Genomic DNA, 15075 nt, shown 5'->3' with positions numbered 1-15075 from the left:
GCCCCCGCCCCCGCCGCCACCACCGCCGACGACTACTGCCTCGGCGAGTGCGGCGACATCCTGCCACCCGGCCAGAACGGCAACGCCACCCTCGTCGAGGTACTCGGCAACCAGGCCTTCGGCACCCTGCCCGCGCACTCCGCCGACCAGCTCGGCCGCTACGCCGACCTGGTGTACTCCTACGCCGGCCTGCGACAGGACCAGATCAGCTCGTTCTTCAACGACGCCTCCTTCGGGGTACCGCCCAGCCAGGTCGAGCGGGACTACTCACCCCGGACCGACGTGCGGATCGTGCGGGACAAGGCCACCGGCGTCCCACACATCACCGGCACCACCCGGGGCGGCACCATGTACGGCGCCGGGTACGCCGGCGCGGAGGACCGGCTGTTCACCATGGACCTGCTGCGGCACGTCGGCCGCGGCACCCTCACCCCGTTCGCCGGCGGCGCCCCCGGCAACCGGGCCCTGGAGCAGAGCGTCTGGCGCACCTCGCCGTACACCGAGGCAGACCTGCGGGCGCAGATCGAGGCGCTGCGCACCAAGAGCGGCACCCGCGGCGAGCAGCTCTACGCCGACGTCCAGGAGTACATCGCCGGCATCAACGCCTACATCCGCACCTGCATGGCCAACCGGAACTGCCCCGGCGAGTACGTCCTCACCGGACACCTCGACTCGGTCACCAACGCCGGCGGTCCCAAGCCGTTCCAGATGACCGACCTGATCGCCATCGCCGGCGTGGTCGGTGGCCTCTTCGGCGGCGGCGGCGGCACCGAGATGCAGTCGGCGTTGGTACGGATCGCCGCCCGGGCCCGCTACGGCACCGTCGAGGGCGACAAGGTGTGGACCGCCTTCCGTAACCAGAACGACCCGGAGACGGTGCTGACCCTGCACGACGGGCAGAGCTTCCCGTACGGCACGGCGTCGCCGGACGCGCCCAGCGTGGTCCTGCCCGACGCCGGCTCCGCCCGGGTGGAACCGGTGGTCACCGACCAGACCGGCTCGGCCGGCAGCGCCGCCACCGGCTCCTCCGAGCTGGCCGCCGCGCTGTCCGGGCTGACCATCTCCCCGCAACACCGCGGCATGTCCAACGCCGTCGTGGTCAGCGGCGCGCACTCCGCCAGCGGGCACCCGATCGCCGTGTTCGGCCCGCAGACCGGCTACTTCTCCCCCCAGCTGCTCATGGTGCAGGAGTTGCAGGGCCCGGGGATCAGCGCCCGCGGCGCCGCCTTCGCCGGGCTCAACCTGTACGTGCTGCTGGGCCGGGGGCAGGACTACGCGTGGAGCGCCACCTCCTCCATCCACGACATCACCGACACCTACGCGGTGCCGCTGTGCACCCCGGACGGCAGCGCGCCGACACCGGCCAGCAACCACTACCTCTACCGGGGCGCCTGCCTGCCGATGGAGGAGATCTCGCACGTCAACACGTGGACCCCCACCGTCGCCGACAACACCCCCGCCGGCTCGTACAGGCTCGTCGCCTGGCGCACGAAGCTGGGGCTGGTCTCCTGGCGGGGCACGGTCGGCGGCCGGCCGCACGCGTTCACCCAGCTCCGCTCCACCTACCAGCACGAGGCCGACTCGGCGATCGGGTTCCAGATGTTCAACGACCCGGCCGCGATGGGCTCGGCGGACGCCTTCGTCGCCTCGGCGAACAACGTCGAATACGCCTTCAACTGGTTCTACGTCAACTCCACCGAGTCGGCGTACTTCAACTCCGGACTCAACCCGGTGCGGGCCGCGGGCAGCAACCCGAACCTGCCGATGAAGGCCGAACCCGCGTACGAGTGGCAGGGCTACAACCCGGCGACGAACAGCGCCACGTACGCCCCGCTGTCGGCCCATCCCCGCTCGGTGAACCAGGACTACTACATCAGCTGGAACAACAAGCAGGCCAAGGACTTCGGGGCCGCCGACGGCAACTTCAGCTTCGGCGCCGTGCACCGGGGCGACCTGCTGGACAGGCCGATGAAGGCCGCCCTGGCGGCGGGCCGCAAGTTCGACCGGGCCTCGCTGGTCTCGCTGGTGCAGCAGGCCGGCCTGACCGACCTGCGCGCGGTCGAGGTGCTCGACGAGCTGATCCGGGTGCTGGACAGCCAGCCGGTCACCGACAGCGCGCTGGCCGGCGAGATCAGCCGGCTCAAGGCGTGGCGGCAGGCCGGCGGGCTGCGGGTGGAGACCGCCAAGGGCTCGAAGGTGTACCAGCACGCGGAGGCGATCCGCACCTTCGACGCCTGGTGGCCGCTGCTGGTCCGGGGCATGTTCAAGGCCCCGCTCGGCGCGGACCTCTACCAGTCGCTGGTCAACGCCCTGCAGGTCAACGAGTCCCCCTCCGGCCACCAGCAGGGCGACCTGTCCAACCTGCCCTCCTCGGCCAACGAGGCCCAGGCGCACAAGGGCTCGGCGTTGCAGTACGGCTGGTGGGGCTGGGTCGACAAGGACCTGCGGGCGGTGCTCGGCGACCCGGTGCGGGGCGGCCTCGGCCGCACCTACTGCGGCAACGGCAGCCTCGCCGGCTGCCGGCAGGTCCTGCTCGACACCCTGCGCGCCGCGGCGGCCACCCCGGCCGCCACCACCTACCCCGGCGACAGCACCTGCGCCGCCGGTGACCAGTGGTGCGCCGACGCGATCGTCCAGTCCCCGCTGGGCGGCATCAAGCACGCCACCACCGCCTGGCAGAACCGGCCCACCTACCAGCAGGTGGTCTCCTTCCCGGCCCGGCGTGGCGACCCACCGGTGACCAACCTCGCCCTCGGCCGGCCGGTCACGGCGTCCAGCGCCGAGTTCCTCCAGGGGGCCGCGCGGGCGGTGGACGGGGATCCCGGCACCCGCTGGGCCAGCGCGCGGGCGGACGACCAGTGGCTCAGCGTCGACCTGGGCGCGGTCCGGCAGGTCGGTCGGGTGGGGCTGGCCTGGGAGGCCGCGTACGCGCGGTCGTACCGCATCGAGGTCTCCACCGACGGCAGCGCCTGGCGGGAGGTCTGGTCGACCACGGCCGGCGACGGGGGCAACGACGTGATCGCGTTTGCGGCGCGGAACGCCCGGTACGTGCGGATGCGTGGGCTGACCCGGGCCACCTCCCACGGATTCTCGCTGTACGAGATGGCGGTGTACGCCCGCTGAAGGGTGGTCCGGCCGGCGCGGGGTCAACGCGCCGGCCGGACCCGTCAGGCCAGGTAGACCTGGCCCCCCTCGACCTTGATCTGCTTGGCGGGCAGCGGTTTGGTCGCCGGCCCCTGCCGCACCGATCCGTCGCTGATGGCGAACCTGCTGTTGTGGCAGGTGCAGTTGATGGTGCCGCCGTCGACGTTCGACACCGGGCACCGCTGGTGGGTGCAGATCGGGTCGAAGCCCTTGAACTCCCCCTCGGTGGGCTGGGTGACGACCACGCCGCGCTCGACGAAGATGGCCCCGCCGCCGACCGGGATGTCGGTGGTCCGGGCCAGCGGGGCGGTGCCGTCGCGGCTTCCGGCCCCGGGTGCGCCGGTCACGCCCGGCCCACCACTGGTCGGTCCCGACGTCGGCGGGGTCGCCGCCTCGTCGTCGCCACCGCAGGCGGCCAGCACCACCGACGCCCCGACCGCGCCGGCGCCCGCGAGCAGGGCCCGGCGCGTCCGCGCGCCCGGTCCGGTCAGCACCTCATCGTCACTCATCCTCGGCCTCTCTCTCGACGTGCCGCCACCGGTCATGGGTCCGGCCGCACCCCTGCACACGCACCACGGCGCCCGGCGGTTCACCCGATCGACCCACGGGCCGCGGCGGCACCCCGACCGGCCTGCCGCGCCGCTCAGCGCGTCCCGGCCGGCACCTTGCGGGTACGCGACGTCGCCGTGGTGCCGTTGGCCTTCGCCGCCCGGGTGGTGGCCGCCTTGGCCCCCTTGGCCTCGCCGTCGAGCTTGAGCAACGGGCGCAGGAACTGCCCGGTGTGGCTCTCGGGCACCTCCGCGACCTCCTCGGGCGTGCCGGTGGCGAGCACCGTGCCGCCCCGGTGGCCGCCCTCCGGGCCCATGTCGATGAGCCAGTCGGCGGTCTTGATGACGTCGAGGTTGTGCTCGATGGTGATCACCGTGTTGCCCTTGTCGACCAAGCCCTCCAGCACCATCAGCAGCTTGCGGATGTCCTCGAAGTGCAGGCCGGTGGTCGGCTCGTCGAGCACGTAGACCGTCCGCCCGGTGGAACGCTTCTGCAACTCGGCGGCGAGCTTGACCCGCTGCGCCTCGCCGCCGGACAGCGTCGGGGCCGGCTGGCCCAGCCGGACGTAGCCCAGGCCGACGTCGACCAGCGTCTTCAGGTGCCGGTGGATGGCCGGGATGGCGGAGAAGAACTCCGCCGCCTCCTCGATCGGCATCTCCAGCACGTCGGAGACGGTCTTGCCCTTGTAGTGCACCTCCAGGGTCTCCCGGTTGTACCGGGCGCCCTTGCAGACCTCGCACGGGACGTAGACGTCCGGCAGGAAGTTCATCTCGATCTTGATCGTGCCGTCACCGGAGCACGCCTCGCACCGACCGCCCTTGACGTTGAACGAGAACCGTCCCGGGCCGTACCCCCGGACCTTGGCCTCGGTGGTCTCGGCGAACAGCTTGCGGACATGATCCCAGACACCGGTGTAGGTGGCCGGGTTCGACCGGGGCGTCCGGCCGATCGGCGACTGGTCCACGCCGACGACCTTGTCCACGTGTTCGAGCCCGCTGACCCGGGTGTGCCGGCCGGGGACCAGCCGCGCGCCGTTGATCTGGTTGGCGAGCACCGCGTACAGGATGTCGTTGACCAGCGTCGACTTGCCGGAACCGGAGACCCCGGTGACCGCGATGAGCTGGCCGAGCGGGAACGACACGGTCAGGTTGCGCAGGTTGTGCTCACGCGCGCCGTGCACCACCAGTTCCCGACCGGGGGTCTGCGGGCGACGTCGGCGCGGCGTCGGGATGGACTTGCGCCCGGACAGGTACGCCCCGGTGATCGACTCGGTGTTCTCCAGCAGCGCCGGCACCGAGCCGCTGTGCACGATCTGCCCGCCGTGCTCCCCGGCGCCCGGCCCGATGTCGACGATCCAGTCGGCGACCCGGATGGTGTCCTCGTCGTGCTCGACAACGATCAGGGTGTTGCCGAGGCCGCGCAGCCGCAGCAGGGTCTCGATCAGGCGGTGGTTGTCCCGCTGGTGCAGGCCGATCGACGGCTCGTCGAGCACGTACAGCACGCCGACCAGGCCCGACCCGATCTGGGTGGCCAGCCGGATGCGCTGCGCCTCGCCGCCGGAGAGGGTGCCGGCCGGGCGGTCCAGGGAGAGGTAGTCCAGGCCGACGTCGAGCAGGAACTTCAGCCGGGCGTTGATCTCCTTGAGCACCCGCTCGGCGATCATCTTCTGCCGGTCGGTCAGCGCGATGCCGGCGAGCAGGTCGGCGGCCTCCCCCACCGAGAGGTTGCACACCTCGGCGATGCTCCGCCCCGCCAGGGTGACCGCGAGCACCTCCGGCTTGAGTCGGGCGCCGCCGCAGGCCGCACAGGGCACGTCCCGCATGTAGCCCTCGTACTTCTCCCGCGACCACTCCGACTCGGTGTCGGAGTGCCGGCGCTCGATCCACTGCACCACGCCCTCGAAACCGGTGTAGTAGGAGCGCTCCCGGCCGTACTTGTTGCGGTAACGCACGTGCACCTGGTCACCGGAGCCGTGCAGGATCGTCTTCTGCGCCCGCGACGGCAGCGCCCGCCACGGCGTGTCGACGTCGAAGTGCTCGGCCTCGCCGAGCGCCTCCAGCAGCCGCAGGAAGTACTCCAGGTTGTGCCCGGTCGCCCAGGGCTGGATCGCGCCCTCGCGCAGGGTGCGCTCCGGGTCGGGGACGAGCAGCTCCGGGTCGACCTCCTTCTTGGTGCCCAGCCCGGTGCACTCCGGGCAGGCGCCGTAGGGCGCGTTGAAGGAGAAGACCCGCGGCTCCAGGTCCTCGATGGCCAGGGGGTGGTCGTTCGGGCAGGCCAGGTGCTCGGAGTAGCGCCGCTCCCGCCCCGGGTCGTCCTCCGGCAGGTCGACGAAGTCGAGCAGGACCAGGCCGCCGGAGAGACCGAGGGCGGCCTCGACCGAGTCGGTGAGCCGCCGCTTGGCACTCGGCTTGACGCTGAGCCGGTCGATCACCACCTCGATGGTGTGTTTCTCCTGCTTCTTCAGCTTCGGCGGCTCGGTGAGCTGGTGCACCACACCGTCGACGCGGGCCCGGGCGTAGCCCTTCGACTGCAACTCGGCGAAGAGGTCGACGTACTCGCCCTTGCGGCCGCGGACCACCGGGGCGAGCACCATGAACCGGGTGCCCTCGGCCATGGCGAGGACCCGGTCGACGATCTGCTGCGGGCTCTGCCGGGAGATCATCTCGCCGCAGACCGGGCAGTGCGGCTCGCCGATGCGGGCGAAGAGCAGCCGCAGGTAGTCGTAGACCTCGGTGATGGTGCCGACGGTGGAACGCGGGTTACGCGAGGTCGACTTCTGGTCGATGGAGACCGCGGGGCTGAGCCCCTCGATGAAGTCGACGTCGGGCTTGTCCATCTGGCCGAGGAACTGCCGGGCGTACGACGACAGCGACTCGACGTACCGGCGCTGCCCCTCGGCGAAGATCGTGTCGAAGGCCAGGCTCGACTTGCCCGAACCGGAGAGCCCGGTGAACACGATCAGGGCATCCCGGGGCAGGTCGAGACTGACGTCACGCAGGTTGTGCTCGCGCGCGCCACGGATGATCAGACGGTCGGCCACGGTGCGTGTGCTCCCGGAAGAAGAAAGTGAGGCGGGTCTGTGCGCTCGGAGCAGGTCTGAGCGGTTTGCGGCGCGGCAGAGGCGCCCGAGCAACTCTAGCCCCGAGGTACGACAATCCCCGGCGCGCACCCATTCCCCCTGCTCACAGCGGGGTCAGCCGGCACCGCCCCGCCATGGTCAGGTGGCGTCGCGGGACAACTCGCTGAGCGTGTCGTGTGCCGCGAGGCCACCGCATCACGGACGCCGGGCAGTGCCGCCGCGACTCAGGGCGCTCGGGGTGACGGGGGTGGCGTCGGACGGGCGGCGCGGCGACGACCACCTCGCCCGCCGCGCCACTCAGCGGCGAGCCGGACCTCCCGGCGGCGACTCTCGTACGCCACCTCCCGCCGCAACCGGTGCCAACTCTCCCAGCGCCGGGCCGACAGCTCCCCGCTCTCCAGCGCCGCCCGCACCGCGCAGGCCGGCTCGGCCTCGTGCGCGCAGTCGGCGTACCGGCAGCCGGTCGCCAGCTCCGCGATGTCAGCGAACGCCCGGTCCAGCCCGACGACCCCGTCCAGCAGACCCACCGCACGCACCCCCGGGGTGTCCAACACCGCCCCGCCACCGGGGACCTGCACCAGCGCCCGCCAGGTGGTGGTGTGCCGGCCCTTGCCGTCGACCCGGCGGATCGCCTGTGTCGGCATCACCGTCGCCCCGGCCAGGGCGTTGACCAGGCTCGACTTACCCGCCCCGGACGGGCCGAGCAGGCCGAGGGTCCGCCCCGGGGCGACGTACGGCCGCAGCGCGTCCAAACCGGCGCCCCGCTCGGCGCTGACCGGCAGCACCGGCACCCCGGGCGCCACGGCGGCGAGTTGCCGGGCCACCGCCTCCGGCTGCCCGGCCAGGTCGACCTTGGTCAGCACGACCAGCGGACGGGCCCCCGACTCGTGCGCCAGGGAGAGCAACCGCTCGATCCGGGCGACGTCGGGCTCGGGGTGCACCGGCTCGACCACCGCGGCGGCGTCGAGGTTCGCGGCGAGCACCTGCCCGCTGGCGTCCCGACCTGCGGTACGCCGGACCAGCGCGGTCCGGCGCGGCAGCACGGAGTCGACGGTCACCGGCCCGTCCGGCCAGGTGGCGAGCAGCACCCAGTCGCCCACGCAGGGCAGGGCGGTCAGCTCCCGGGCCGCGGCGGCCAGCACGCCCGGGCCCAGGCTGGCGCGGACCGGGCCCTCGGCGCAGAGCACCGTGCAGACGCCCCGGTCGACCCGGGCCACCCGGCCCGGGCGGCGGTCGGGGCGTCGGCGCGCGTACGCCGCCCGCCCGGCGTCGAAGCCGAGCGCAGCAAGATCGATCTTCATCGCATCCTCATCGGAGTCGGAACTGGTGGTGGCGGGACAGCCGCGCTACGACCGGCATGCTCACCCCCGTCCGTCGACCCGGTGCCGCGTCGTGACCGACGGTAGGGGGCGCGCCGACGCGCCGAAAGCGATTTCCCCGGCGACGCGGGGGCCGGGGGACGCTAGGGTCGTCCCGTGACCACGGATCCGCTTCTGCTGACCGGCGAGCTGGACGACGCCACCGCCCGGCTCCTGCGTACCGCCGAGGCCCTGGACGCCACGGATCTCGCGGCCCCGTCGCGGCTGCCCGGCTGGACCCGCGGCCACGTGCTGGCCCACCTGGCCCGCAACGCCGACGGCTTCGTCAACCTGTTCACCTCCGCCCGCACCGGCGAGCGGATCCCGCAGTACGCCAGCCCCGCCGCCCGCGATGCCGACATCGCCGCCGGCGCCACCCGACCCCCGGCTGCCCAGCTGGACGACCTGCGTCGCTCGGCGGAACGCTTCGCCGAGGCGGTCGCCGCCATGCCCGTGGAGGCATGGAGCGCCATGGTCGAGACGTGGCGCGGCCGCCCGTGGCCGGCCGCCATGCTGGTCTGGGGACGGCTGCGGGAGGTCGAGGTGCACCACGTGGACCTCGCCGTCGACTACCGGCCGACGGACTGGTCGCCGGCGTTCGCCCAGCACCTGATGCACGAGGTGGTCAGTGGCCTGGCCGACCGCGCGGACGCCCCGGCGATGGTGCTGCGCTTCGACGGCACCCGGCACGACCTGGTGGTCGGCGAGCCGGAGGGCGCACCCGTGATCGCCGGCCCGGCCGCCGAGCTGGCCGCCTGGCTGATCGGCCGCAGTCGCGGCGAGACGTTGACCGTCACCCCGGACGGCCCGCCGCCGACCCCACCGGAATGGATATAGACCTCGTCATGAGCTACACCGGAAGCGTCACCGCCGGCGGGGCGCCCGCCGTCCGCGAGCTGACCGGGCTCACCGTCACCAAGGTGTCGGTCGGCCCGATGGACAACAACGCCTACCTGCTGCGCTGCCGCGCCACCGGCGAGCAGGTGCTGATCGACGCGGCGAACGAGGCCCCCCGCCTGCTGGAACTCGTCGGCGGCACCGGCCTGGCCACCGTGGTCACCACCCACCGGCACATGGACCACTGGGTGGCGCTGGAGGAGGTCGTCGCCAAGACCGGCGCCCGCGCCCTCGTGCACGCCGACGACGCCGAGGGACTGCCCATCAACGCGGAGACGCTCGTCGACGGCGACCCCGTGCGGGTGGGCGACCAGAGCCTGGAGGTCATCCACCTCAAGGGCCACACCCCCGGCTCGATCGCCCTGCTGTACCACGACCCGGCCGGCACCCCGCACCTGTTCACCGGGGATTCGCTCTTCCCCGGCGGGGTCGGCAACACCGATCGGGACCCGGCGCGGTTCGCCCAGCTCATCGACGATGTGGAGCACAAGCTGTTCGACCGACTGCCGGACGAGACCTGGTTCTACCCGGGGCACGGCAACGACAGCACCCTCGGCGCGGAACGCCCGTCGCTGCCGCAGTGGCGCGCCCGCGGCTGGTGACCCGGCCCGGCGGTCAGGCGGCCTGGGCGGCGTCGGCGACGACCGCCCGGAGCCGACGGCGGGTGCCGAGCGCCACCACCCCGGCCAGCGCCAGACCGACCGCCGCCGTGACGACCACCGGGTCGCCGTCGCCCGGCAGCAGGGTGGCCAGGGACCGCGACACCGTCGCCAACGCCAGGTAGAGACCCGCCCAGAGCGCCGCGCCCGCCGTGGCGAAGGCGACGAACCTCCGGTACGACATGCCCATGCCGCCCGCGGCCAGCGGCAGCAGGGCGTTGAGCACCGGCAGGAACGGCGCGACCAGCACCATCCGCCCACCTCCGGCGCGCAGGACCCGCTCGGCGGTCACCCAGCGGGCCTCGCCGATCCAACCGCCGACCCGGCCGCGCCGCAGCCGATCGCCGTACACCCACCCGGCGAGGAAGCTCATCGACCAGCCGGCGACGCACCCCACCACCACCGCCACCAGGGTCACCGCGCTGATCCCCGGCCCGCCCACCCCGACGGCCGCGAGAACCGCGACGTCGCCGGGGACCAGCACGCCCAGCAGTGGCACGGCGTCGGCGAGCATGACCATCCCCAGCACCCCCACCAGCAGACAGGTGGGCAACTCACCGAGCTGAGCAACGACATCCGACATGATCTCGACGGTACGGGCGGCCCGGGGGTCCGCGCCTCCGACGGAATCCCCAGCCGGACCCTGATTTCGTCTCAGGGTCAGCGGGAAAACCGTTCGCGTCAGCGGGGCCGGAGCACCTGGACCCGGCGGACCGGCGAGTCGACGGAAGGCTCGGTGGTGGGCACCGGGTAGCTCGCCACCACCTCCAGGCCGGCGGCCGGCAGGTAACCCCGGTCGGGATCACCGACCAGCACGTCCGTGCCGGTGGCGGCGGCCCGGCGCAGGAACGGCAGCATCCGGCCGGCGAGCTCGCCGTCGTACAGGGCGTCCCCGGCCAGCAGCAGGTCGACGCCGGCGGCGTCACCGTCGAGCAGGTCCTCTCCGGTCGCCACGACCGTCACCCCGTTCGCCCGGGCGTTGACGGTCACCGCCGCCACCGCGTACGGGTCGATGTCGTTGGCGACGACGCGGGCGGCGCCGGCCAGCGCGGCGGCGATGGCCACCAGTCCGGACCCGGCGGCCAGGTCGAGCACCCGGCGTCCCGAGGTCAGCTCGGGGTGGTCGAGCAGGTGCCGGGCGAGCGCCTGGCCACCGGCCCAGGCCGACGCCCAGTACGGCGGCGGCAGGGTACGCCCCGCCGCCGCCTCCATCCGGGCCCACCAGACGATCGCGTCCTCGGCCAGGTGCAGGGACACCTCGGGGACGAACGGGGTGGGGGCCAGCCGGAGGCGGTCCAGCCCGTCGCCCGGAGCCTCGACCTCCCGCTCCAGGACTGCCAGCGCCGCCGTGCTCGGTCCGTTCACCGGTCGAGCATGCCGGACCCCGGCCGCCCGCCGCGCCGTTTCCGCCGCGAGCCGCGTGTTTTTTCCGGTGGCCCGCTTGCGGCACTTCAGCCGGCAAAAGCGGGGTCGGCCGGTTACTGTCGGGGTGGAACAGGGGGATCGTCCGCCGCGGCGGGGGTCTCCCGATGTGAACAGGGAGAGATGCATGGCAACCGGCACGGTCAAGTGGTTCAACTCGGAAAAGGGCTTCGGCTTCATCGAGCAGGACGGCGGGGGACCGGACGTCTTCGTCCACTACTCGGCAATCGCCAGCAGCGGCTACCGGGAACTGCACGAGGCGCAGAAGGTCGAGTTCGAGGTGACCCAGGGTCAGAAGGGTCCGCAGGCAGACAACGTCCGTCCGCTGTAGGTCCGTGCCGGTGGCGGCGGCCGGACCGGCCGCCGCCACTGCGCGTGCCCAACCGGCGCGGCGCGGTCAGGCCACCAGCCGCCTGGCCAGTTCGTCGGCGACCTGTTTGGCCATGGTCGGCGGGATCGCCGCCGCGATGCTCTCCGGCTTCAGACCGGCGAGCACACCCTGGACGATGGCCGGCTCGTCGGTGAAGTCCTTGTTCGAGAGTGCGGTCAAAGCGTTCTGCAACGCGGTGAGCTGCGCGGCCAGCGACCGCAGCGTCGGGTGCGGTGACACGTACGAAGGGACCGTGTGGTCCTCGCCCATCGCCAGCCGGGTGTAGACCTGACCGATCGGGTTACGGCCGTCCAGCACGGTCAGGTTCTTGTGGACGGTTTCCAGCCAGGCGTGCTCTTCGGGGGTCATGTCGTTCTCCTCCAGCAGTCCGATGGTGGTCAGGTAACGGCGGAACAGCGGGGTCTGGTCCCGGTTCGCCTTGGTCGAGTCGCGGAAGAAACTGAAGTGGGTGTGCCACAGGTGGGAGCTGTCCCCACTGGTCCGCCTGCCGAGCCGGTCCCACCGCCGGACCACCTCCCCGTCCGGCGAGTAGATGATCTCGCGGATGTCGCGGCTGTCCGGCGTGTTGGCGACGCACTGGGCGACACACCAGGTGGAGAAGGTGCGCAGGTTGTGCGTGCGCCCCGCCGAGCGCACCTGGAAGGTGCCGACATCCAGCGCCGAGGCGTGCAGGGTCAGGCCGGCGGAGTCCCGGGGGGACTCGACGACCGAGTAGTCGTTGGTCACCACCCGGTCCGAGCCGCAGTGGTAGCCGCCCCGGTGCGCGGGGTCGCCGACGATGCCGACCTCGGCGGGTTCCAGGTCTTCGTCGCGTCCCGTGCGTGGGTCGACGTTCAACCTGGCGAGCAGGAGCTGGCGAACGGCCAACAGGTTGGCCGGGGCCGTTGTCATGAAATCCCCCCTCTCGCAGCCGCCCCCGCGACGCCGGCTGCTTCAGCGTCGGATCAAAGGTCGGGCACGATGGTTACTCCGCGTAGCGGGGTTTCGGTCCGGAGGTGACCCGACCGTTGGGTGCACGTCGTCGGGCTTATCCGCACGCTATCCGTTGAAGCAGGTAAATCCCCAGGTCAGAGAGCCTATCTTCAGATGGCTCGAACCTGGGAGGCCGCTGGGAGCTGCACCCGGGGGTAGCCGAACGAGCGGCAGGCGAGCCTCCCCTCCCTGCGGAGGGTGAAGAGAAGAGTCACCCGAGCGGGAACCGGAGCCGCTCATGTCCGATCATGGCGGGCCGTCGACGGCCGGCCGCCAGGCAGCTCCGACAGCGGCACCGCCCGCAGTCGCGGCAACGGACGACCGGGTGTGTCGCCGGTCACGACCGCCGGGATCACCCGCAGCGCCGGGACGATCCGGGGCCGGCCCGCGTACGCTAGGAAGCCGACCAACAGCAGGGTCGCCTCTCCCGGCACCAGCCGACCGATGATCACCGCGGTCTCGTCCGCGACGGTCGTCGCGGCGACCAGGTGGATCACCACAGTCGGCAGGCCCTGCGGTGACGTCGGCAGCTCGTGCGTCCGGCCCCGGGGCAACCCCAGGGCCAGCATGCCTGCCGCCGGAACGGTCAGAACAGCAGCTTCGGCACAGATCCGGGCGGTTTCGGGGATGACCCCGGCACGTGCCCCGGCAACCGCAGACAGGAGTATGGAGGGTATGCAGCTTCGCACCGACCTCCGCAACGTCGCCATCATCGCCCACGTCGACCACGGCAAGACGACCCTGGTCGACGCCATGTTGCGGCAGGCCGGCGCCTACGGCGCCCGCGGCGAGGTAACCGAGCGCGTCATGGACTCGATGGACCTCGAGCGGGAAAAGGGCATCACCATCCTGGCCAAGAACACCGGCGTGCGGTACATGCCGGCCGACGGGTCCGAGCCGGTCACCATCAACATCATCGACACCCCCGGGCACGCCGACTTCGGCGGCGAGGTCGAACGGGGCCTGACCATGGTCGACGGGGTGGTGCTGCTGGTCGATGCCAGCGAGGGCCCCCTGCCGCAGACCCGGTTCGTGCTCCGCAAGGCGCTGAGCGCCCGGCTGCCGATCATCCTGGTGATCAACAAGGTGGACCGGCCGGACGCCCGGATCAAGGAGGTCGTGGACGACACCTACGAGCTCTTCCTCGACCTGGACGCCGACGAGGAGCAGATCGACTTCCCGATCGTCTACGCCTGCGCCCGCGACGGCATCGCCTCGCTGACCCAGCCCGCCGACGGCGCGGTGCCGGACGACAGCCACAACCTGGAACCGCTCTTCCGCACCCTGCTGGACACCATCCCGCCGCCCGCGTACGAGGAGGGCGCGCCGCTTCAGGCGCACGTCACCAACCTCGACGCCTCGCCGTTCCTCGGCCGGCTCGCGCTGTGCCGGGTCCGCCAGGGCACCATCGCCAAGGGCCAGACCGTGGCCTGGTGCCGCACCGACGGCAGCACGCAGCGGGTCCGCATCTCCGAGTTGCTGATGACCGAGGGCCTGGAGCGCAAGCCCGCCGACTCCGCCGGCCCGGGCGACATCATCGCCGTCGCCGGCATCCCGGAGATCATGATCGGTGAGACCCTCGCCGACGCGGAGAACCCGGTGCCGCTGCCGCTGATCACCGTCGACGAGCCGGCCATCTCGATGACCATCGGCACCAACACCTCGCCGCTTGTCGGCCGGGTCAAGGGCGCCAAGGTCACCGCCCGGATGGTGAAGGACCGGCTCGACAAGGAGCTGGTCGGCAACGTGTCGCTGCGGGTCCTGCCCACCGAGCGGCCGGACGCCTGGGAGGTGCAGGGCCGCGGCGAGCTGGCGCTGGCCATCCTGGTCGAGCAGATGCGCCGCGAGTCGTTCGAGCTGACCGTCGGCAAGCCGCAGGTCGTCACCAAGGAGATCGACGGCAGGACCTGCGAGCCGGTGGAGCGGCTGACCATCGACGCTCCGGAGGAGTACCTCGGCGCGATCACCCAGCTCCTCGCGACCCGCAAGGGCCGGATGGAGCAGTTGGTCAACCACGGCACCGGCTGGATCCGGATGGAGTGGCTGGTGCCGGCGCGCGGCCTGATCGGCTTCCGCACCGAGTTCCTCACCGAGACCCGGGGCACCGGCATCCTGCACCACGTCTTCGAGTCCTACGAGCCCTGGTTCGGCGAGCTGCGTACCCGCAACAACGGTTCGCTGGTCGCCGACCGCGCGGGCGCGGTCACCGCGTTCGCCATGACCAACCTCCAGGAGCGCGGCCAGCTCTTCGTGGAGCCGGGCACCGAGGTGTACGAGGGCATGATCGTCGGCGAGAACTCCCGCTCCGACGACATGGACGTCAACATCACCAAGGAGAAGAAGCTCACCAACATGCGCTCGTCGACGGCTGACGAGACCGAGAAGCTGATCCCGCCGCGCAAGCTGTCGCTGGAGCAGGCGCTGGAGTTCTGCCGCGAGGACGAGTGTGTCGAGGTCACTCCGGCCGCCGTGCGCATCCGCAAGGTCGTGCTGGACCAGACGCAGCGGGCCCGTACCGCCGCCCGCCGCAAGCACGCCGGCTGACCCGACCACGGCGGAGTCCGGACCGCTGACGCGGTCCGGACTCCGCCGCCCCGCCGTCAC

Annotated in this window: 12 protein-coding genes; 5 read left to right on the top strand and 7 right to left on the bottom strand. The window is 72.3% G+C overall.

All coding sequences use genetic code 11. The features are described 5' to 3' along the window. A partial coding sequence (locus E1165_RS23150; RefSeq protein ID WP_132393862.1) for a penicillin acylase family protein occupies positions 1–3123 on the top strand: 3123 nt, incomplete at its 5' end. Positions 3124–3167: 44 nt separating this feature from the next. On the opposite strand, the gene E1165_RS23145 is transcribed toward E1165_RS23150, so the two are convergent. The 3 genes from E1165_RS23145 to rsgA all read right to left on the bottom strand — a co-directional run bounded on the left by E1165_RS23145 (position 3168) and on the right by rsgA (position 8073). Beyond that, on the bottom strand, positions 3168–3653 hold the full coding sequence (locus tag E1165_RS23145; protein WP_132393861.1) for a Rieske (2Fe-2S) protein: 486 nt from the start codon (positions 3651–3653) through the stop codon (positions 3168–3170). A gap of 134 nt (positions 3654–3787) precedes the next feature. Beyond that, complete coding sequence (gene uvrA, locus E1165_RS23140) at positions 3788–6733, bottom strand: excinuclease ABC subunit UvrA (protein WP_132393860.1); 2946 nt, start codon at positions 6731–6733, stop codon at positions 3788–3790. Positions 6734–6996: 263 nt separating this feature from the next. Beyond that, on the bottom strand, positions 6997–8073 hold the full coding sequence (gene rsgA / locus E1165_RS23135; protein ID WP_132393859.1) for a ribosome small subunit-dependent GTPase A: 1077 nt from the start codon (positions 8071–8073) through the stop codon (positions 6997–6999). A gap of 174 nt (positions 8074–8247) precedes the next feature. On the opposite strand from rsgA, the gene E1165_RS23130 reads away from it, so the two are divergent. Further along, positions 8248–8967, top strand: coding sequence for a maleylpyruvate isomerase family mycothiol-dependent enzyme (locus E1165_RS23130; RefSeq protein WP_132393858.1), 720 nt, complete (start codon positions 8248–8250; stop codon positions 8965–8967). Positions 8968–8975: 8 nt separating this feature from the next. Further along, entirely contained in the window at positions 8976–9629 is a 654-nt protein-coding gene (locus E1165_RS23125; protein ID WP_132393857.1) for an MBL fold metallo-hydrolase, read from the top strand. A 13-nt stretch (positions 9630–9642) separates the two neighbouring features. Here E1165_RS23125 and E1165_RS23120 read toward each other — a convergent pair whose 3' ends face one another. Continuing rightward, entirely contained in the window at positions 9643–10269 is a 627-nt protein-coding gene (locus E1165_RS23120) for a DedA family protein (RefSeq protein ID WP_132393856.1), read from the bottom strand. Between the two features lie 98 nt (positions 10270–10367). Further along, positions 10368–11051, bottom strand: a complete 684-nt coding sequence (locus tag E1165_RS23115; protein ID WP_132393855.1) for a methyltransferase — start codon at positions 11049–11051, stop codon at positions 10368–10370. Between the two features lie 184 nt (positions 11052–11235). On the opposite strand from E1165_RS23115, the gene E1165_RS23110 reads away from it, so the two are divergent. Continuing rightward, positions 11236–11439 carry a cold-shock protein gene (locus tag E1165_RS23110; RefSeq protein ID WP_091440819.1) on the top strand — a complete coding sequence of 68 codons (204 nt, stop codon included), beginning with the start codon at positions 11236–11238 and terminating at the stop codon, positions 11437–11439. A gap of 66 nt (positions 11440–11505) precedes the next feature. Here the strand turns inward: E1165_RS23110 and E1165_RS23105 are convergent, their stop codons facing one another. Further along, positions 11506–12390: a hypothetical protein gene (locus tag E1165_RS23105; protein WP_132393854.1), complete on the bottom strand. Its 885-nt coding sequence runs from the start codon at positions 12388–12390 to the stop codon at positions 11506–11508. A 317-nt stretch (positions 12391–12707) separates the two neighbouring features. Beyond that, the gene (locus E1165_RS23100; RefSeq protein ID WP_132393853.1) at positions 12708–13040 is read right to left on the bottom strand and encodes a hypothetical protein; all 333 of its coding nucleotides are present in this window, start codon (positions 13038–13040) and stop codon (positions 12708–12710) included. Positions 13041–13146: 106 nt separating this feature from the next. On the opposite strand from E1165_RS23100, the gene typA reads away from it, so the two are divergent. Beyond that, complete coding sequence (typA, locus tag E1165_RS23095; protein WP_132393852.1) at positions 13147–15015, top strand: translational GTPase TypA; 1869 nt, start codon at positions 13147–13149, stop codon at positions 15013–15015. Positions 15016–15075: the final 60 nt, after the last annotated feature.

The sequence above is a fragment of the Micromonospora sp. KC723 genome, assembly GCF_004348595.1.
Classification (GTDB): Bacteria; Actinomycetota; Actinomycetes; order Mycobacteriales; family Micromonosporaceae; genus Micromonospora.
The sequence above is the reverse complement of the archived record's forward strand: the minus strand, read 5'-3'. Positions and strand labels throughout refer to the sequence as shown.

What these genes read in the sequence shown, in the direction of transcription:
- E1165_RS23145 (WP_132393861.1), bottom strand. Translation starts at nt 3,653, where the DNA reads ATGAGTGACGATGAGGTGCTGACCGGACCGGGCGCGCGGACGCGCCGG.
- rsgA (WP_132393859.1), bottom strand. Translation starts at nt 8,073, where the DNA reads ATGAAGATCGATCTTGCTGCGCTCGGCTTCGACGCCGGGCGGGCGGCG.
- E1165_RS23125 (WP_132393857.1), top strand. Translation starts at nt 8,976, where the DNA reads ATGAGCTACACCGGAAGCGTCACCGCCGGCGGGGCGCCCGCCGTCCGC.
- E1165_RS23120 (WP_132393856.1), bottom strand. Translation starts at nt 10,269, where the DNA reads ATGTCGGATGTCGTTGCTCAGCTCGGTGAGTTGCCCACCTGTCTGCTG.
- E1165_RS23110 (WP_091440819.1), top strand. Translation starts at nt 11,236, where the DNA reads ATGGCAACCGGCACGGTCAAGTGGTTCAACTCGGAAAAGGGCTTCGGC.
- E1165_RS23105 (WP_132393854.1), bottom strand. Translation starts at nt 12,390, where the DNA reads ATGACAACGGCCCCGGCCAACCTGTTGGCCGTTCGCCAGCTCCTGCTC.
- E1165_RS23100 (WP_132393853.1), bottom strand. Translation starts at nt 13,040, where the DNA reads ATGCTGGCCCTGGGGTTGCCCCGGGGCCGGACGCACGAGCTGCCGACG.
- typA (WP_132393852.1), top strand. Translation starts at nt 13,147, where the DNA reads ATGCAGCTTCGCACCGACCTCCGCAACGTCGCCATCATCGCCCACGTC.